This is a genomic window from Pseudidiomarina andamanensis (genome assembly GCF_009734345.1).
Classification (GTDB): domain Bacteria; phylum Pseudomonadota; class Gammaproteobacteria; order Enterobacterales; family Alteromonadaceae; genus Pseudidiomarina; species Pseudidiomarina andamanensis.
The window spans coordinates 1,836,158-1,854,747 of the sequence record NZ_CP032551.1 but is presented as its reverse complement, the minus strand read 5'-3'; the positions used below and the strand labels follow the sequence as shown (position 1 = coordinate 1,854,747).

Genomic DNA, 18,590 nt, shown 5'->3' with positions numbered 1-18,590 from the left:
CTTTGTATTACTTCAACTGCATGGTGGTTTGTAACGCCTCATCTTGAGACTTGATACTCTGCGCATTGGCTTGGTAATTCCGCTGCGCAATGATCATGGCCACGAGCTCTTGAGTTAAATCCACATTTGAAGCTTCGACAGCGCCAGCCATGATTGAGCCGAACTGACCTTCGCCTGGAACAGAAAGAATTGGAACGCCTGATTTTTTAGACTCGATCCATGCATTGTTACCAACAGACTTCAGGCCCTCAAGGCTCTGGAAATTTGCTAATGCGATGGTACCTAATACGACTTGCTGTTCGTTTGAGTAAGTTCCAATAATGCTGCCATCCTCTGCAACCGCAACTTGCATTAAGGTGCCCGACATATAACCATCCTGTTCCATCGAGGTTAACTCGAACTCATTAGCAAACTGCGTCGTGCCTGTAACGTCCATGGCAATGGACATGTTTGCAGCGCCCGCGCCGGGCACAAAAGTAAAGCCATCCATATTGGTAGAACCAACCAACATACCGTTGCTATCAAAATCAAGTTGACCAACTTCTGGGGCTAGTTCGCCTCCGCGTGACATGCGCACTTCCCATTGATTATCAGCAGTTTTGGTGAAATACATCATACTTGGATGAGCATTACCCAACGAGTCATATAACGTCACAGAGTTTGCATATGAATAGCTATCTGGATTGGCTTGATCGAAAGGAACCGTGGCACGATCGGTAATTGGAACGCTGGTATCAAGATTGAATACCGCATTTAATTCTGTTGAGGCTTGCGCTGCAATGCCACCTGGTGGCACACGCAAAACTTCAGGTTGCCCACCAAATTCGATACCTTGCGGGTAGCCGGTTAGCTGTGCTCCTTGCGCATTCACGATAAAACCATTTTTATCAATCGTTAGCTGACCATTACGTGAGTATTCAATCTGACCCTGATTTTCAAAACGAAAGAAGCCTTTACCGCTAATGGCAAGATCCATATTACGGTTGGTGGTTTCGATATTACCATCGCTGAAATCTTGGAATACGCCAGCAACGCGCACACCTAAACCAACCTGTGCATTGGCATAAATATCTGAAAACTGAGCGCGAGCACTTTTAAAACCAACCACCTGTGAGTTAGCTACGTTGTTACTGATAATGTCCAAGTTAGTTGCTGCTGCACGTAAACCTGATAATGCTTGTGAAAAACCCATGATCGAGCTCCTTAAATAATTTGCCGAATGTCTTCAAGACGAACGGGCTCTAAAATACCGCCTAAATCTAATCGCGGACCTTCTTCAGTCATACTGACCGCGATAACCTGTGCATAATTGAAGCGCTCTGACGTGACCGGTTGGTCACCATTGGTTGCTTCAACGGTAAAGTTGTATGAGCCGGCAGGTGCGACAGTGCCGTCGTCCATTTTTCCGTCCCATGAGAATGATTGAGAACCGGAGCCAACTTCGCCCATATCCATGCGACGCACCAGCATGCCACTGGCGTTATAAATATTAATTTTGACGCTTTCTGCTGGTGCATTTAGCTCAATGCCAAATGGCGTTGCACTGCCGTCGGCCTCGTTACCAACCAAAATGCGATCACCTGGAACCAACACCGCGCGCCCGATCAACGCCGACGCTTGCATGGTTTTCGCCGCTTCCATCTGCCCGTTAATGGTTTGCATGGTGTCGTTTAGTGATTCAATGCCACTCACCGTATTGATTTGTGCCAACTGTGATGTCATTTCGTTATTTTCCATTGGGTTCAATGGGTCTTGGTTGCGTAACTGAGTAACTAACAGCGTCATAAAGTTGTCACGCATTTCTTGGCTATTTGATGCCACCTGCGAACTTTTAGCGGTTTGATTTACGCGATTTAATACGCTTGCATCAATCGTGCTCATTGCTTACTCCTTAGCCTTTGCCAATGGTTAGTGTGCGCATCAGCAGATCTTTGCTGGTATTCATCACTTCTACGTTGGCTTGATAAGACCGCGAGGCAGAAATCATATTGACCATTTCAGCAACAGGGTCGACATTCGGCATGGTTACATAACCTTGTTCGTCAGCAAGTGGATGCCCAGGTTGATATTCACGGCGCGCGGGTGCTTCCGACTCAACCACTTCTTTAACTTTCACACCACCAACGCCATTTGCTTGAAGCTGTTGCTCAAAAATAACTTGCTTGGCCTTGTAGGGTTGTCCATCTGGACCTGCGATGCTGTTCGCATTCGCCATATTACTTGCCGCCACATTCATTCTTTGTGACTGAGCAGTCAATGCTGAACCTGAAATATCTAAAATTGAAAAGATCGCCATAATGTCGCTTCCTTATTGTTCCGGCTGCATGGCTTTACGTAAGCCACTAATGCGATCATCTAAAAATTGAATGTCTGCTTGGTAACGCAACGAATTATCTAAAAATTGCGCACGTTCCATATCCATATCGACGGTGTTACCATCCAGACGACTTTGCGCTGGTACTCGGTACTGCATATCAAGCGTACTTGTACTCGTCGATAACGGCAGGTGTCCTGCATGCGTGGTCGCCAACTTAACCGAACCTTGCTGCTGCGCCGTTGCTCGCTTTAGCTCTTGCGAAAAATCAAAATCACGCGCTTTGAAATTCGGCGTATCGGCATTAGCAATATTGCCAGCCAAGGTTTCTTGTCGTTGTTGTCGCAACGCCAACGCTTGTTGTTGAAATTGCAACGCACTGGTTAACTTATCGATCATCGTGCAGACCCTCCTGTTCACGTTGCAGAGTACTGCGACTTGTGTAAAGGCAAAGCAAAGAATAAGCGGTTTTTTTACCCCCAATTCTGACGATTCCAATATGCAGAACTGTCTATAATTCGAGCTGTCATTTATTTAAGTGAGGGAGAGCGTTGGTGCGAATCAGATTCTGGTTACCTTTATCTGTGTGCCTATTGGCGTGGGTAACACCCTCATCAGCCGCATCAACGATTGGGCAAGCACCTTGGCATCAGGCTATTGTTGCTCTCGTACAACAGCATTTGCCAGCAACCACAACCAAGCATCATTTCGAGCTTATTACGCCAATTGCCGCATTAAGCTCGCTCGAAAACTGCGCGAACGTCGCCGCACGTTTCACCCGCGAACCGCAACGATTAGCTGGACGCACCATGATTGAGTTGCGTTGCAACGATGCGAATGGACAAAACCCGTTATTTGTTCAGATTGATGTTGCGGTAATTGGAGAGTATTTAGTTGTTACGCGTGATCTTGCTGCAAATCATACGTTGTCGCGCCAAGACATCACGATGAAGCAAGGTGATTTAAGCCAATTGCCGCGGTATGCGTTACTGGCGACGCCAACAGAAATACGTCGTGTTGTCGGACAACAATTGCGTCGCTCGCTAACTCAGCACAGCGTGTTGCAGGAAAATCTTCTAACGCGCCCTAATGTCGTTAACTATGGTGATGAGTTGATTATTGAAGCGAGTGGGAAAGGCTTTCAAATAACGCGTACCGGTGAAGCCATGGATACTGGCTCAATTGGTGATATAATTCGTGTTCGATTAAATAACAGACAACTTTTGCGGGTAGAAATCACCGCAGCCGGCCGAGCAAGGCCTGCACAGTAACTGTTAAAACTGTGCAAATAAACTTAAAGAAATTGGCGCTAGTGCCGATAACTTTACTAGCAACGCCAATAATAGCGAGGGATTTCCCGTGAAAATCAATGGTTATCAACCACCTAACAGCGTTACTCAATCAGACTCTAGTCGTTCACAAGCGGCTCAGAAAACTGATAAAGCAAACGCTGGTGATGCCAAACAAGCTGAAGTGGTTACCCACTTAAGCCAATTGCCACAAGATGCGTCACAAGACGTTAACATGGCACGTGTTGAAGAGCTGCGCGAAGCAATTCGCGACGGTAAACTAAACATGAATACTGACAATATTGCTGAAGCACTATTGAAAAGTCTAACGGATGGTATTTAAAGACTGATGAGTTTACGCCAGCATTTAACCGAACAAGTCGAGCGCTTAGAGCAACTGCAAGCATTGCTTGAACAGGAGCAGCGACTGCTCGGCGATGGTCAAATTGATGGCGAAAAACTAAAGTCACTCGCTGAACAAAAACAGGTTGTTCAGCAACGTATTGAAGCGAGTGAAAGCAAACGCCTTTCCGCGCAGCAAAAACTCGGCTTTAGTGATGACGCCGCAGGCGCTCGTGATGCTGCAAAGCAGGCCGGTTGTATTGATGTTTGGCAACAGCTACTAGAACGTACACAACGTGTCGCACAGTTGAATCTTCTCAACGGTGAGCTTATCCAACATCGCCTACACCACAATCAACAAATGCTGAATATTTTGCGTGATGCTGCTGGTTCCGGCAGTGCTGCCATGTACGGCGCCGATGGCAGCCAAGACACCACGCCTCAGCGCCTTAATTCAAAAGCTTAGTTACTTTTCCGTTTTACCATTAGCGAATAACCCATCCAAAATTGCAGCCAATCGCTGAGCACCTTGCTGCATGCGTTGCTCAAGAACAGGTTCCCATTGCGAGGTATAATCTTCGCCCAGCTCTTGGCCTTCGCGGTAATTCGAATAGATACGACGGGTAATGGCTGCCGATTCATTCGCCCACTTCAATGTTTGTTCGTCTGTAACTACCAGAGGCTGTTCTACCGCTAAGCCTTCAACAAGCTGTTTCGCTTTAGCAAGACTATCCTCACCACCGCGACGTAGTAACATGTCCGTATCCCACAAACGGTGTAAATTGGTGGGTTGATCAAAGTAGGTTAAACGCGCACGGTTACCGCCTAAGTCATCAGCGAAACTAACGTGCATTGGTTGATGCAAATCACCAATAAAATGCGCTAGAAACGCGAGCGCCTGCCAATCTTCAGAATCATGTTTCAGCACATTATAGTGGTGTTGAATAGCGGTTAAGATGCAGCCACCTTGAACTGGGCAGTCATCTTCACGCACTTTGGCCGCTGACCGTGGAAAATTCACGTAATGATGCGGTTTTGCCCAATCCCATTTTTTATCGCTTTTAATGTCATCAGCCCAGCTGCATAGGCTACCAAAACTGTCATAACCCGGATGTTGCGCTACCAAGGCATCGATGCGTTGCTGAGTTTGTGGCTGCGCCAATTGATAGGCCGCCTCACAAAACGCACTGTGCCCATGTTCGCCATATGCCGCCACTGGCGATGGCGCCGAAGCGATAATCATTGCGACGAATGCTGATCCTAAAAATTTGAAGTACGTCATAAGTCGTTTGCTTCCTTAATCTTCAAAACTAACTTGTAAGAGTTGTCCTTCAGCGCTATCGGTGAGCACCAAAATGCGACCCGACGGTGCCACATAAACGGCACGTAACCGCGCGTTGAGATCTTGCAGGTACTCACCTTCTAATTGCCATTGTTCGTCAACCAGACGCAACCGTTGTAGTCGTTTACCCGCCAAATGCGTTACCAGCAAGTCGCCTTCATATAACGCCAATCCGGCAGGTGCCAACGATGGCGTCCATTGATACAACGGTGGTTTTATTCCTGGTAGTTCGCGAAATGGTGAAACCTTCGCACCAGTGTAATCAATACCAAACGTAGCAATCGGCCAACCATAATTCCCACCCTTTACAATTTTATTTAACTCATCACCACCTTTGGGCCCATGTTCGTGTTGCCAAATGGCATCCCGCTCTGAATCATAAATAAGTCCCTGCACATTGCGATGGCCATAGCTGAATATTTCTGGTGCTTTTGAATGGGTGAACGGATTGTCTTCGGGCACCTCACCATTACGCGTAATACGTACTATTTTACCTAGGTGGTTATCGAGTTTTTGCGCTTGTTCGCGGTAAACGAAACCATCACCAAGCGCAATTAACAACGTGTCATCAGGCAACCATGTCATGCGAGCACCGTAGTGTGCTGCGCCTTCCTTTTTAGGGAGTGCCGTAAAAATATTCTGCGTATCTAAAAGACTGTAAGGCGGTTGAAGACTAAGTTTCGCTCGAATCACACAGGTGTTATTGGCTTTTTCAGTGCCACATGAATAACTTAAAACAAGTTCTCGCGAGGTCATGAAATCTGGAGTTAGCATTACTTCAAACAATCCGGCTTGCGCTGTTGCATAAAGGTCAGGCAGGTCAATTTCAACGTGATGTTTATCACCTGTTTGGCTAACAAACACGAGTTGTCCAGAGCGTTCGGTTACCAAAAAACCACCTTCCGGTAACTCAGCAACAGACCAAGGAAAGTTTAAGTTATTGGCCACAACTTCTGTACGTGCCGTTCCCGCAAGAGCCGCAGACGTTGTCGATAAAACTAAGCATAAACTGATAATGAATTGTTTCATTGTGGCAGCTCCTCGGCGAGTTCTTGTGGTTGTGGATGCCATAATCGATCAAAGATCCAACCCGCAAAAGCGCCTGTCGCACTCATCAACAAAAATCCAAGTAGGGTTCTATTCGCGGCAATTAACGTTGGCATCGGTGCCAAGCTATCAACAATAGAAAACGCACAAGCAAGGCCAACACCACCGCCAATAATAAACCAGGCGCGTTCAAATTTAGGCATCAAATGACTCAAAACACGCGCCACAATGAACGCAATCAATAATGTTGGGGTTAAAATGAGCGCAAAGACGGGTCCAAAATGAAGCAAATCATGAAGAATTGTCGCCATGCGTGTCGACATATCAATATCGACCGACAGGGCTGTTAGTTCAGCGAGATTAAATTGGGTTTGAATGACGGTACCGACTAGAGTAGCCCCAATTACCGCACATAGAAAAGCGATAAACATGCGCACCATGGCATGCCTCCTGACTTAGAAGCGAACTTCCAGCCACTCGTCTTTTTGCCGGAATGTTACGCTTTGAATGGGTCCAAGACCTTCAACATTAACCAAATTTTGCTGACTTGGCCAAATATCGTGCAACGCTTTATGGCGAATCCGTAAGCCTTCTAGATCAGCAACAATCGGTGTTTCTTGATAGATCCAAAAGTTATTACCATCAACTTCATAACCAACTTCGCTTAATTCAAGCGTTTTGCCATCTAACGTTTGTAAACCAAAGCGCTCAAATACATAAGCGCTAAATTGCGCCTGTGTACGCTTCAGTTGATGAATATCCGCTTTCTTATCAAATAATTGCTTTACCGCATGCTCCGCATCGTGCAGAAAAAACCGATGCAACACTTCGATATTGCCAGTACGCTCATTAAACAATACCGTCGTGCTTGCAGTGTGGAGTTGATGAGCGCTAGCAGCACTCATCAACCCGATTGCAATCACACTCAACAATGCTAAAAACAACTGACGCATTGTTGATTACTCCTTATCTTCCGACTTGTCTTCTGATTTATCGTCCGACTTGTCTTCTTCTGACTTCAGTTTCGTTTTCGCATCTTGCATGATGTCACGCGAAACATGGTCAGTAGTGCGCTGCCATTTATACGCTTCAATGCGCGACTTCATAATGCGACGAGGATAGTAGTTATTTTCAATATCAACATCCGCGGTTTCCCAATTCGGATCAACAGCAAATTCCGTCACTTCTTTATCAGTAACAATTAATTTGCTAACCGATTTCGCATTACGACGCCAAATTTCAGCCGGAATATACATCTCTTCTTTGGTGCCATCGGCATAGGTCATTTGCAACAAGATAGGCATAACCAAGCCACCAACATTATTGAAGTCTAAAACATAGTAGTTTTTGTCTTCAGCAATGGCGCGGTCAAATACACGACGCTCCCATGGCTCAAGTTTCTCTAGGAAGCTTTGATACGCATTGCGTTGCTTGTTAGTGACTGTAAAGCGATCGTTTTCATCATGAAAATCGCGAATATCTGGGTTCTTTTCAACCCAAGTCTTGCGGCCTTCTGCTTCGTTACGCTGAACAAACAATGAAGTTGGCTTGTCCGCTTCTTCTTGACGACGGCGTTCCCAATCGATGTCTGGATTTTCCGTATCAAGTTGTAACTGATAGACACGATCTAAACTGATATCGACATGATCGGTTGAATAGAACCAGCCACGCCAGAACCAATCGAGATCAACGCCTGAAGCTTCTTCCATGGTACGGAAAAAATCTGACGGCGTTGGTCGTTTAAATGCCCAACGTTGCGCGTATTCTTTGAATGCAAAATCGAACAATTCACGACCCAAGATAACTTCGCGAAGAATATTTAACGCTGCAGCTGGCTTGGTGTAAGCATTTGGTCCCAAATTTAAAACGCTATCTGATTGCGTCATAATTGGCACTTGGTTGGTCGACTTCATGTAATCCACAATTGAACGTGGTTCAACGCCCCACGGCATTGTCGGATCCCACTCACGTCCAGCAACACCGTCTAGGAAGCTATTCAAACCCTCATCCATCCAAGTCCACTGGCGTTCATCAGAGTTAACCACCATTGGGAAATAAATATGCCCAATTTCATGAATAACTACGCCAATCAAGAAGCGCTTTTCTGACAAGCTGTACGTGCGGCTACCATCATCCTGTAAAATAGTCCGTGGCCCGTTAAACGTGATCATTGGATACTCCATACCACCGACAGGGCCATTGACTGACTGCGAGGTTGGGTACGGGTAATCAAATGAGAAACGCGAGTATACTTCCATGGTGTGAATGACAGACGCTGTTGAGTATTTTTCCCAAAGCTCACCGCCTTCTTTCGGGTAGAATGACATCGCCATGACTAACGGCTGAACGTCGCCACCCTGCTGATAACCTTGTGCATCCCAGATAAACTTACGCGATGAAGCCCACGCAAAATCACGGACGTTTTCCGCTTCAAACTTCCAAACTTTACGTTTATCAGTGCCTTCTTTTTCGTTTTCTAGCGCTTCTTCTGGGGTGACTACAAATACCGGTTTATCCGCTTTCTTCGCTTCTTCTAGACGCTTCCGTTGCGTTGGAGTTAAAACCGCACGCTCGTTCTTCAATACGCCGGTAGAAGAAACAATATGATCAGCTGGCACATCAATCTCAACGCTGTAATCACCGAATTCTAAAGTGAATTCACCGCGACCTAAGAACTCTTTATTGGTCCATGCTTCATAATCAGTAAACGCCACAACGCGAGGGAACCACTGCGCAAGCAAGAAGATATCATTACCACCTTCGCGTGCGTCATCTGCAAAATGCTCGTAGCCCGAACGAGCGCCTACAGCGTCTTCTTCAACAATGTTGAAGCCAAAATCGATATTCAGTTCGGTTTTTTGACCTGGTTTTAATGGTGTCGGCAAATCAACCCGCATGTTTGTACCAACAATCACAAACTCGAGGTCATCATTACCGTTGGCAACACGTTTAATGTTAAAACCAAGCTCGTTGTCTGCCATGAACTGCTGACGGCGTAATTCGTTAAACGAAATACGTGCCGGCTTATCAATTCCACCCAAATTCACATCAGGCTTACTGTTAAATGTGGACGTTCGCTCGGCCATAGAGTCAGAACGGAAAATATTTTGATCTAAATGTACCCAAATATATTTCAACGAATATGGCGAGTTATTGTGATATTGAATGGTTTGCTGTGCGTCTATGCGACGCTTTTCTTCATCAAGGCGAACCTTAATGTTGTAATCGGCTTGTTGCTGCCAGTAACTTTCTCCTGGCTCACCCGCCGCATTGCGGTAAACGTTAGGTGTTGGTAACACTTCGTCAAGCTGACGAAATTTATCAACGAAAGAGCCTTTGGTTTGCGAGACAGCGGACGCTTCTGCAAAACTAAACGATATAGATGCGACAAATCCTGTCGCAATCAAGATCAGTGATTTTTTCATTGTTTTATCTCTATTTTGAGGCGCGCATCACGTTACTTTAACAACTTCACGTTGTTAGCTCCATTGCATTGACAGGTAAAATCCTGTTGTTTGTCGCTTTCTTGTATTTTGTAAGCCTTGTCACCCCGTTCAAAATAGTGCAACAATCAGGTTATCTTTCACGTTTTTAGATCATAAGAACAAACTCGAGGAATAATTTCGTGAAAACAAGCGCCTATGTGCTGTTATTCATTTTTTGGATAAGTACATTTTATGCTTCAACGATTATGGCTTTCGCGGAGTTTATCAGCCTCTGGTATATGCCTGCCGGCGTATCTATCGCTGGCTTTTTAATCTTTGGTAAACGAGCATTTTTCCCTATTTTCTTAGCTGTATTCTTTGTTTCTTTCAGATTTATTGAACAATTTGAACAAGGCTTTGATCCCGCTCATTTGGCTTCAGCTTTACTTTTCGCTTTGGCGCATACGGTTCCATATGGTCTCGGTGGCTTAGCTGCGCGCCACTGGCTGAGCTATTTTATTCAAAAAGGCTTGCCGCAACGTATTATCGGGCTGCTAGTTATCTATGCAATTTCCGCATTAATGGCTGCCATTTGTGGCTTATTAGTGTGGGAATTTACGACGGAAAATTATGATCATATTCTAGAAGAAGGCTGGTTCGCCTGGTGGCTTGGCGATCTCGTTGGCGTGATGGTCATTGCACCACTAATGTGTCTTATTCTGCCAAAGCTTTCTCATACTCGGCTAACTTGGTTAGATGAATTTTATGCCCACGACCGACGCCTAAGCTCAAACTTAAAACCGTTTTTGTTGAAATTGAGTATCGCTGTAGCAACCGTTATTGGAATTCTCATTCTTGACAGTTATATAACCCATCGCGGAGTAGCTTATTTCGTATTTTTTGTCAGCATTCCGCAGCTTTGGATAGTTCTAACTGAACGTACATCGTATGCAACCAATAGCTTAGTTTGTATTACGGTTGTAATGGCCTTCGGTGTCGGTGTATTTAACGTTTCTGATCAGGCAATCACTTATCAATTTGCACTCTACATTACGGCGGCAATGTCATACTTAGCTATTTCTATCCCAGCACTCATGCAGCGCAATCATCAGCTTGCCGAATTAAGTATGCTTGATTTACTTACCAATTTGCCTACCAAATGGTTATTTAAAACCTTGGTCACACAAGTGGTGAAATCATCGCGGCCCAATCAAAATCATTGTATAGCGATGTATAATCTCGACCACTTTAAAAAACTAAACGATGACTACGGCCAAGCGATAGGTGACGAAGTACTTCGACAATCAGCACAAATACTCAAAAACGAACTTCGTGACAGCGAAATTTTATGCCGATGCGAACAAGATACGTTTGTCGTATTTATACCAAACACCGATATTGATGAAGCCTCGAAGCGCGCCAACGAGCTTCGCCATAAACTTCCAGTACTTCATATCGACGATTTAATTTTACCAATACGTGGCAGCTTTGGTGTTGCCCAAGTACAATTTGGTGAAACCATTGATCAAACCGTTGAGCGCGCTACTCGCGCTTTACAACAAGCTAAACTAGAGGGTCGCAACAAAGTCGTGGCCATCAGTTAAGAGAGCCAACTATGCAAAACATCGACATTCTTGTTGCAACAACATCAGGCAATACCGAATACCTTGCCGACCAAATTTCAAATCAACTACAAGATACAGGTTATAGCACCACCCTGCATTACGAACCTGATTACTCTGATCTGATGGAAAATCTAACTGACCAATCGGTATGGTTATGTTGCGTGGCAAGCCATGGTGCGGGTGATTACGCTGATTCCATGCTTGAATTTGCCGAAGAATTGCATACTCATAAACCACAGCTGACCGAGCTTCGTTTTGGCGTTATTGCCGTTGGAGATAGCTGTTACGATACGTTCTGTGCAGCCGGTCGTGATTGTGACGCTATGCTTGCCATATTAGGTGCAAAACGGCTGATCACACACCTAGAAATTGATATGTCACAGGATGATCCGGACGAAAAATCATCAACATGGCTGCAATCTTTTATCCAATCACTGTGAATAGTCGTTGTATAAGATCAATTAAAGTCTGTTTATATCCACTGCATAATTCTGTGAATAACTTCACCTGTGTATAACTCACTAGGTTATCCACCGTTTGATCACCGAAAGGATCATGATCTGATCACACCTTTACCGATCATTGTGATCCTTACCAAATAAAGCGTTGCATCGGTTATCCACAAAAATCTCAATGCTAATAAGAATAGAAATAAAAGATCAAAAAAAAAGATCTTAATTTATTAATTAGATCCTTTACCCATTCACGACTAGAATTTAACCGTTTTGATCTTGGCTAAATCAGGTTAAAATAACCGGCTACGTTTTACATTCACGCAGACTTAATTCTAGGATCGCATAGTATGCCAAACACCAATTCTTACCATCAGCATTATGACGTTATCGTCATTGGTGGTGGACACGCAGGCACAGAAGCAGCGTTAGCCTCAGCTCGTATGGGCTGCAACACGCTGTTACTGACGCACAACATTGACACATTAGGTCAAATGTCGTGTAACCCAGCTATTGGTGGAATTGGTAAAGGCCATCTCGTTAAAGAAATTGATGCGCTTGGCGGTGCGATGGCACACGCAGCAGATTTAGCCGGTATTCAATTTCGTACATTGAATTCATCAAAAGGCCCAGCAGTGCGTGCCACACGAGCTCAAGCCGATCGTGCTTTGTACAAAGCAGCTATTCGACACATGTTAGAAAACCAACCCAACCTAAGTTTGTTTCAACAAGCTTGTGATGATCTGATCGTTGAAAACGATCGCGTGGTTGGTGTTGTCACCCAAATGGACTTAAAGTTTTCTGCGAAAACCGTTGTTCTAACCGTTGGTACGTTCTTGGGTGGACAAATTCATATTGGTTTAAACAACTATCAAGGTGGCCGCGCTGGCGATCCTCCAGCAAATAATCTCGCTAAACGGTTACGTGAGTTGCCATTACGCGTTGATCGCTTAAAAACCGGTACGCCACCGCGTATTGATGCCAAAACAGTTGATTTTAGTGTGATGCAAGAACAACCCGGTGATACACCAACACCGGTATTTTCGTTTATGGGATCGCAAGCTGATCACCCTCAGCAAATCTCCTGTTACATCACGCACACCAATTTACGCACCCATGAAATTATTCATGGCGGCCTCGATCGTTCACCAATGTACTCAGGTGTTATTGAAGGCGTTGGGCCACGTTATTGCCCATCCATTGAAGACAAAGTCATGCGCTTTAGTGACAAAGATGCGCACCAAATTTTCGTGGAACCAGAAGGTTTAAATACCAACGAACTCTATCCAAATGGTATTTCAACGAGTTTACCGTTTGATGTACAAGTCGCTCTGGTTCGTTCAATCAAAGGCTTTGAAAACGCGCATATTACCCGTCCTGGTTACGCCATTGAGTACGACTACTTTGATCCGCGTGATTTAAAACAAACGCTTGAAACCAAGCACATTCATGGTTTGTTTTTTGCCGGCCAAATTAACGGTACTACAGGCTATGAAGAAGCTGGTGCGCAAGGTCTGGTTGCGGGTACCAACGCAGCGTTACAAGTGCAAGATAAAGATGGTTGGGCGCCGCGTCGCGATCAATCTTATATGGGCGTATTGATTGATGATCTGAGTACGCTAGGAACCAAAGAACCGTATCGCATGTTTACATCACGTGCTGAATATCGTTTGTTGTTGCGTGAAGATAATGCTGATATGCGCTTAACCGAAACCGGTCGTCAGCTTGGTTTAGTCGATGATGCGCGTTGGGCCGCATTCAACACCAAGATGGAAGCTATCGAGCAAGAGCAACAGCGTTTGCGAACTACTTGGATCCACAAAGATCATGCCGCTGTGGCGCAAGTGAATGAATTGGTAAAAACGCCAATCACTCGTGAAGTGAATGGTGAAGAATTATTGCGTCGTCCAGAAATCACGTATGCTGATTTAATGAAAATTGAAAATATTGGACCGGGCTTGACCGATGAGAAAGCGGCGGAACAAGTTGAAATTCAAACCAAGTACGCAGGCTACATTGCGCGTCAGCAAGATGAAATAGCAAAGCAGTTGCGCCACGAGAATACCCAGTTGCCGCATAACTTCGATTACGCCACCATCAAAGGTTTGTCGAACGAAGTAGTTGCGAAGCTGAATCAACATCAACCTGAAACGGTAGGCAAAGCGTCACGTATTTCAGGTATAACACCGGCAGCTATTTCGATGTTGCTGGTACACTTAAAAAAACAAGGACTGTTGCGTAAAAGCGCCTAAACCATGCTGTCACAATTACAACAATTACTCGCACAAACAGCGTTAGATATTACTGAACTGCAGCAACAACAATTGGTAAAGCTGGTTGAGTTACTGCATAAATGGAATAAAGCCTATAACTTAACCTCGGTGCGTGATCCGCAGCAAATGCTCAGTCGCCACATCATGGATAGCTTGGTGATACTCCCACATTTGCAGGGGCAGCGATTCATTGACGTGGGCACTGGTCCTGGTCTGCCAGGTTTACCGTTAGCGATAACAGCGCCAGACAAAGAGTTTGTTTTACTTGATAGTTTAGGTAAGCGTATTCGATTTATTCGTCAGGTTTGCCACGAATTAGGCCTTAAGAATGTAACGGCTGTGCAAAGTCGCGTAGAAGACTATCAACCTGACCTAAAATTTGATGGTGTGATAAGTAGAGCGTTTGCCTCGCTTGATGATATGCTGAGTTGGTGTGAACACTTACCAAATGAACAGGGTAAGTTTTATGCCTTAAAAGGCGTCTACCCGGCGGCTGAATTAGAACAACTACCGTCGCAGTTTCATGTTGAAGATATTATTCGATTACAGGTTCCCGACGCCGATGGCGAACGCCATTTGGTCATAATAACAACGAGAGGTTAGTCCTGTGGGCAGAATTATTGCAATTGCCAACCAAAAAGGTGGCGTGGGCAAAACCACCACGGCGGTGAACTTAGCTGCGTCAATGGCAGCGACACGCCGAAAAGTTTTACTCATTGATCTTGATCCGCAAGGCAATGCAACCATGGGTAGCGGCGTTGATAAATATGACGTTGAAAATACCGCCTATGAACTCTTGGTTGAGCAAAAGCCAGCGCAAGACGTCATCATTCGTGAAACTAACGGTAAATATCATCTCATTGCTGCCAATGGTGATACCACTGCTGCCGATATCAAATTAATGGAAGAGTTCGCCCGTGAACAACGGCTAGCAACGGCGCTTAAGCCGGTCGTTGATCAATACGATTTTATTTTTATCGATTGCCCGCCTTCACTGAGCATGCTGACCGTGAACGCCATGGCTGCAGCAGATTCCGTGCTGGTGCCGATGCAGTGTGAATACTTTGCACTAGAGGGACTCACTGCGTTAATGGACACCATTGAGCGTTTAGCCGAAGCGGTAAACCCGCGCTTAACAATCGAAGGAATTCTGCGTACTATGTATGATCCGCGCAACAGACTCGCCAACGATGTATCGGAGCAGTTAAAGAATCACTTTGGCGAAAAAGTCTATCGCACGGTCATTCCACGCAATGTGCGCTTAGCAGAAGCCCCAAGTTTTGGCTCACCTGCAATGTATTACGATAAATCGTCAGCGGGCGCGAAAGCCTATTTGGCACTTGCCGGCGAACTGATACGCCGTGCTGAACAACAAAAAAAGGCCGAAGCAGCGGCTGAAGCTTAAGGAAAATACGCTTTATGTCTGCAAAAAAACGAGGACTTGGACGCGGTCTCGACGCGTTATTAACGACCAGTAAAACCGCTCGCGACAAAGAGCAACATGACGGTGTGCCTGAAGTCGATTACACCAAAGGTGAATTACAAAAATTACCGATTGAGTGGTTACAACCAGGTAAATACCAGCCTCGTAAAGACATGACGCCTGAGGCGCTGGAAGATCTTGCTGCCTCCATTAAGGCACAAGGTATTATTCAACCGATTGTGGTGCGTGAAGTCGCGCATGAAAAGTTCGAGATCATTGCCGGTGAGCGTCGTTGGCGTGCTGCCCAAATGGCACGCTTGCAAGAAGTCCCCTGTTTGATTAAGCCGGTTCCTGATGAAGCGGCGGTAGCTATCGCGTTAATTGAGAACATTCAGCGTGAAGATCTTAATGCCATGGAAGAAGCAACGGCATTACAACGCTTGTTGACTGAGTTTCAATTAACGCACCAAGAAGTCGCTGACGCCGTCGGTAAATCGCGGGCAACGGTGACGAACTTGCTACGTTTGAATAATTTGCAGCAAGAAACCAAAACGTTACTTGAGCGCGGCGATATTGAACTAGGCCATGCCAAATTATTACTTGCATTAGAGGGCGAAACGCAGGCTGAAATTGCACGTTTAATCGCCGCCAAAGGTATGACAGTTCGTGAAGCTGAGAAACTAGTTCGATTGGCACTAGAGCCAGCGAAAGAAAAGCCAGCAAAAGCACAGCCTGACGCCGATATTCAACGCCTAGAAAAGAGCTTAAGTGAGCGCCTTGGTGCGAGTGTTGCAATTAACCATGGACGCAAAGGAAAAGGTAAAGTTGTCATTAATTACAGCAGCTTAGATGAGCTTGATGGCATACTTACCCACTTCCAGCTTGAACACGATAGCTAACCATCCCAATTTGTTTGCAATTCAACGCCAAATCTTTATACTATCGCGGGCTTTTAACCGAGGTTTTTAGCCCGTGAAACAAACTCTGACAGCAACCGGAAAACAGCTTGCAGCGAAGTTAATTCGCGCCCAAGTCGGCACTATATTTTTGCTGGCCTGTGTGTTTTCCCTCGTACAACCGATTGCTGGATATACATATTTTTGGGGTGTTGTTGGCGGCGGAATAGCCGTGATTATTCCAACAGCACTTTTTGCGTGGCGCGCTTTTTCACAAGGCGGCGCCCGTGCGGCGAAACAAATCGTCAGTAACTTTTTTGCTGGCGAAGCTTTGAAAATTAGCTTCGCTGTGGTCTTGCTCATAGGCCTGCTGGTGTTTACCACGCTCCCGTTTAGTGCGGTTTTGAGCGGTTACATCGCGGCTCTTGTAGTGCAATGGCTAGCACCAATTTTATTTTTAAAATCAACTTAAAATTGTGGGAAACAACATGGCTGCAGAAGAGTTAACGCTCCAAAGCCATATCCAGCACCACTTAACTAACGCTAAAATGTGCTCTACCGAAAATGGTATTGCCTTTAACAAAGCGTGTAGTGAAGCCGGTTTTTGGACATGGCACATTGATACCCTCGCTTGGTCAATCGGACTCGGTATCCTGTTTTTGATGATCTTCCGCTCAGCGGCGAAAAAAGCGCATACCGGTGTACCGGGCAAAATGCAGTGCTTTATCGAGATGATCATTGAACTTGTCGCAACTAACGTCCGCGACACCTTCCATGGTAAGAGCAAACTTATTGCTCCACTCGCTTTAACCATTTTCGTCTGGGTTTTCTTGATGAACCTGATGGATTTGATTCCAGTTGACTTCCTACCTGCATTTGCTGGTTGGGTTGGCGCAACGTTCTTCGGTATGGACTCGCATGATGTCTACATGAAGATTGTACCAACTACCGACTTAAACATGACTGCAGGTTTGGCTATCGGCGTATTCTTATTAATGATTGGCTACTCAATCCGCATTAAAGGCGTGATGGGCTTCATAAAAGAATTAACGTTACACCCGTTTAGCGCAAGCAACCCAGTTGTTCAGGCACTGTTAATTCCATTTAACTTATTGCTTGAGCTTATTGCATTGGTTGCGAAGCCGTTTTCATTGGCGTTGCGTCTATTTGGTAACTTGTACGCTGGTGAAATGATCTTCATTTTGATTGGTGCCATTGGCCTATTCCAGTTGCCACTGCACTTTGTATGGGCGGTATTCCACATTCTGGTTATCGTGCTGCAGGCGTTCGTATTCATGATGCTGACCATTGTTTACTTAAGCATGGCCAGCTCAGAAAGCCATTAATTTTTGTTTTTATTTAGTTTTACTTTTTAACATTAACCTTTGAAATATTGGAGAAAACAATGGAACTAGCATTAGGTCTTAAATACATCGCTGTAGCTTTATTGATCGGTTTCGGTGCTATCGGTACTGGTCTTGGCTTCGGTAACATGGGTGGTAAATTCTTGGAAGCGTGTGCACGTCAGCCAGAATTAGCGCCATCTTTGCAAGTTAAAATGTTCATCCTAGCTGGTCTTATCGACGCCGTTGCTATGATCGGTGTTGGTATCGCCATGTTCTTATTGTTCGCTGCTTAATAAGCCATTCAACTTTCGAACGATAGAACTTATAGGAGGGGGGGTTAATGAATATAAACATGACCCTGATCGGAGAATTAATCGCGTTCATCGTCTTCGTACTGTTTTGTATGAAGTTCGTATGGCCTCCGCTAAATAATGCGATTGAAGCTCGTCAGAAGAAAATTGCTGATGGTCTTGCAGCCGGCGAACGTGCCGAAAAAGACTTAGAGCTTGCTCAGGCAAAGATTGCTGACGAACTGAAAGAAGCGAAAGCGCAAGCTGCTGAAATCATTGCTCAAGCGAAGAAACGCGCTGAGCAAACGGTTGAAGAAGGCAAGCAACGTGGTGAGACTGAGCGCGAAGCAATTATCGCTGCTGGTCACGCTGAAGTTGAAGCGGAACGCAATCGCTTACGCGAAGAATTGCGCAAGCAAGTAGCTGTATTAGCTGTTGCCGGTGCAAGCAAAATCATCGAGCGTGAAATTGATAAAGACGCTCACAGTGACATCGTTGAAAAACTGGTCGCTGAACTCTAACCAAA

The 18,590-nt window shown here is 45.3% G+C and carries 22 protein-coding genes; 13 read left to right on the top strand and 9 right to left on the bottom strand.

Annotation, left to right across the window (positions count from 1 at the left end):
- Positions 1 to 7: 7 nt before the first annotated feature.
- Genes flgE through flgB form a run of 4 tightly spaced genes read right to left on the bottom strand, consistent with a single transcriptional unit; the run spans position 8 to position 2,713 of the window.
- A complete protein-coding gene (flgE, locus tag D3795_RS08775) occupies positions 8 to 1,192 on the bottom strand; it encodes a flagellar hook protein FlgE (protein ID WP_156267990.1) in 1,185 nt (394 codons plus the stop codon).
- Between the two features lie 11 nt (positions 1,193 to 1,203).
- Positions 1,204 to 1,881 carry a flagellar hook assembly protein FlgD gene (flgD, locus tag D3795_RS08770; RefSeq protein WP_156267988.1) on the bottom strand — a complete coding sequence of 226 codons (678 nt, stop codon included), beginning with the start codon at positions 1,879 to 1,881 and terminating at the stop codon, positions 1,204 to 1,206.
- 10 nt (positions 1,882 to 1,891) lie between these two features.
- Complete coding sequence (flgC, locus tag D3795_RS08765; RefSeq protein WP_156267986.1) at positions 1,892 to 2,296, bottom strand: flagellar basal body rod protein FlgC; 405 nt, start codon at positions 2,294 to 2,296, stop codon at positions 1,892 to 1,894.
- A 12-nt stretch (positions 2,297 to 2,308) separates the two neighbouring features.
- Positions 2,309 to 2,713 carry a flagellar basal body rod protein FlgB gene (gene flgB / locus D3795_RS08760; protein WP_156267984.1) on the bottom strand — a complete coding sequence of 135 codons (405 nt, stop codon included), beginning with the start codon at positions 2,711 to 2,713 and terminating at the stop codon, positions 2,309 to 2,311.
- A gap of 155 nt (positions 2,714 to 2,868) precedes the next feature.
- Between flgB and flgA the strand changes: the two genes are divergently transcribed.
- From flgA to D3795_RS08745, 3 genes are all read left to right on the top strand, one after another.
- Entirely contained in the window at positions 2,869 to 3,585 is a 717-nt protein-coding gene (flgA, locus tag D3795_RS08755; RefSeq protein WP_173021012.1) for a flagellar basal body P-ring formation chaperone FlgA, read from the top strand.
- An 88-nt stretch (positions 3,586 to 3,673) separates the two neighbouring features.
- Entirely contained in the window at positions 3,674 to 3,946 is a 273-nt protein-coding gene (gene flgM / locus D3795_RS08750; RefSeq protein ID WP_173021011.1) for a flagellar biosynthesis anti-sigma factor FlgM, read from the top strand.
- A 6-nt stretch (positions 3,947 to 3,952) separates the two neighbouring features.
- Complete coding sequence (locus tag D3795_RS08745; RefSeq protein WP_156267978.1) at positions 3,953 to 4,411, top strand: flagella synthesis protein FlgN; 459 nt, start codon at positions 3,953 to 3,955, stop codon at positions 4,409 to 4,411.
- Here D3795_RS08745 and D3795_RS08740 read toward each other — a convergent pair whose 3' ends face one another.
- Genes D3795_RS08740 through D3795_RS08720 form a run of 5 tightly spaced genes read right to left on the bottom strand, consistent with a single transcriptional unit; the run spans position 4,412 to position 9,759 of the window.
- Complete coding sequence (locus D3795_RS08740) at positions 4,412 to 5,227, bottom strand: S1/P1 nuclease (protein WP_156267977.1); 816 nt, start codon at positions 5,225 to 5,227, stop codon at positions 4,412 to 4,414. It abuts the gene before it with no gap.
- A 15-nt stretch (positions 5,228 to 5,242) separates the two neighbouring features.
- Positions 5,243 to 6,316, bottom strand: coding sequence for a PQQ-dependent sugar dehydrogenase (locus D3795_RS08735; protein ID WP_156267976.1), 1,074 nt, complete (start codon positions 6,314 to 6,316; stop codon positions 5,243 to 5,245).
- Positions 6,313 to 6,774 carry a hypothetical protein gene (locus D3795_RS08730; RefSeq protein WP_156267974.1) on the bottom strand — a complete coding sequence of 154 codons (462 nt, stop codon included), beginning with the start codon at positions 6,772 to 6,774 and terminating at the stop codon, positions 6,313 to 6,315. Before D3795_RS08730 ends, D3795_RS08735 begins: the two co-directional genes overlap by 4 nt.
- 15 nt (positions 6,775 to 6,789) lie before the next feature.
- Entirely contained in the window at positions 6,790 to 7,287 is a 498-nt protein-coding gene (locus D3795_RS08725; RefSeq protein WP_156267972.1) for a DUF6702 family protein, read from the bottom strand.
- Between the two features lie 6 nt (positions 7,288 to 7,293).
- A complete protein-coding gene (locus tag D3795_RS08720) occupies positions 7,294 to 9,759 on the bottom strand; it encodes a M1 family metallopeptidase (protein WP_156267970.1) in 2,466 nt (821 codons plus the stop codon).
- Between the two features lie 200 nt (positions 9,760 to 9,959).
- Here D3795_RS08720 and D3795_RS08715 point away from each other — a divergent pair, with 200 nt between their 5' ends.
- The 10 genes from D3795_RS08715 (at position 9,960) to atpF (ending at position 18,585) form a co-directional block, all read left to right on the top strand.
- Complete coding sequence (locus D3795_RS08715; RefSeq protein WP_156267968.1) at positions 9,960 to 11,363, top strand: sensor domain-containing diguanylate cyclase; 1,404 nt, start codon at positions 9,960 to 9,962, stop codon at positions 11,361 to 11,363.
- 11 nt (positions 11,364 to 11,374) lie between these two features.
- Entirely contained in the window at positions 11,375 to 11,824 is a 450-nt protein-coding gene (locus D3795_RS08710) for a flavodoxin domain-containing protein (protein ID WP_156267966.1), read from the top strand.
- 362 nt (positions 11,825 to 12,186) lie between these two features.
- On the top strand, positions 12,187 to 14,088 hold the full coding sequence (gene mnmG / locus D3795_RS08705) for a tRNA uridine-5-carboxymethylaminomethyl(34) synthesis enzyme MnmG (RefSeq protein ID WP_156267964.1): 1,902 nt from the start codon (positions 12,187 to 12,189) through the stop codon (positions 14,086 to 14,088).
- 3 nt (positions 14,089 to 14,091) lie between these two features.
- Entirely contained in the window at positions 14,092 to 14,712 is a 621-nt protein-coding gene (gene rsmG / locus D3795_RS08700) for a 16S rRNA (guanine(527)-N(7))-methyltransferase RsmG (protein ID WP_156267962.1), read from the top strand.
- A gap of 4 nt (positions 14,713 to 14,716) precedes the next feature.
- The gene (locus D3795_RS08695; protein ID WP_156267960.1) at positions 14,717 to 15,514 is read left to right on the top strand and encodes a ParA family protein; all 798 of its coding nucleotides are present in this window, start codon (positions 14,717 to 14,719) and stop codon (positions 15,512 to 15,514) included.
- A gap of 14 nt (positions 15,515 to 15,528) precedes the next feature.
- Entirely contained in the window at positions 15,529 to 16,431 is a 903-nt protein-coding gene (locus D3795_RS08690) for a ParB/RepB/Spo0J family partition protein (protein ID WP_156267958.1), read from the top strand.
- 73 nt (positions 16,432 to 16,504) lie between these two features.
- A complete protein-coding gene (locus D3795_RS08685) occupies positions 16,505 to 16,900 on the top strand; it encodes an ATP synthase subunit I (RefSeq protein ID WP_156267956.1) in 396 nt (131 codons plus the stop codon).
- 16 nt (positions 16,901 to 16,916) lie between these two features.
- Positions 16,917 to 17,774, top strand: coding sequence for a F0F1 ATP synthase subunit A (atpB, locus tag D3795_RS08680; protein WP_092858137.1), 858 nt, complete (start codon positions 16,917 to 16,919; stop codon positions 17,772 to 17,774).
- Positions 17,775 to 17,833: 59 nt separating this feature from the next.
- Positions 17,834 to 18,067 carry a F0F1 ATP synthase subunit C gene (atpE, locus tag D3795_RS08675; RefSeq protein ID WP_055439916.1) on the top strand — a complete coding sequence of 78 codons (234 nt, stop codon included), beginning with the start codon at positions 17,834 to 17,836 and terminating at the stop codon, positions 18,065 to 18,067.
- A 47-nt stretch (positions 18,068 to 18,114) separates the two neighbouring features.
- Entirely contained in the window at positions 18,115 to 18,585 is a 471-nt protein-coding gene (atpF, locus tag D3795_RS08670; RefSeq protein WP_092858139.1) for a F0F1 ATP synthase subunit B, read from the top strand.
- The last annotated feature ends 5 nt before the right edge of the window (positions 18,586 to 18,590 follow it).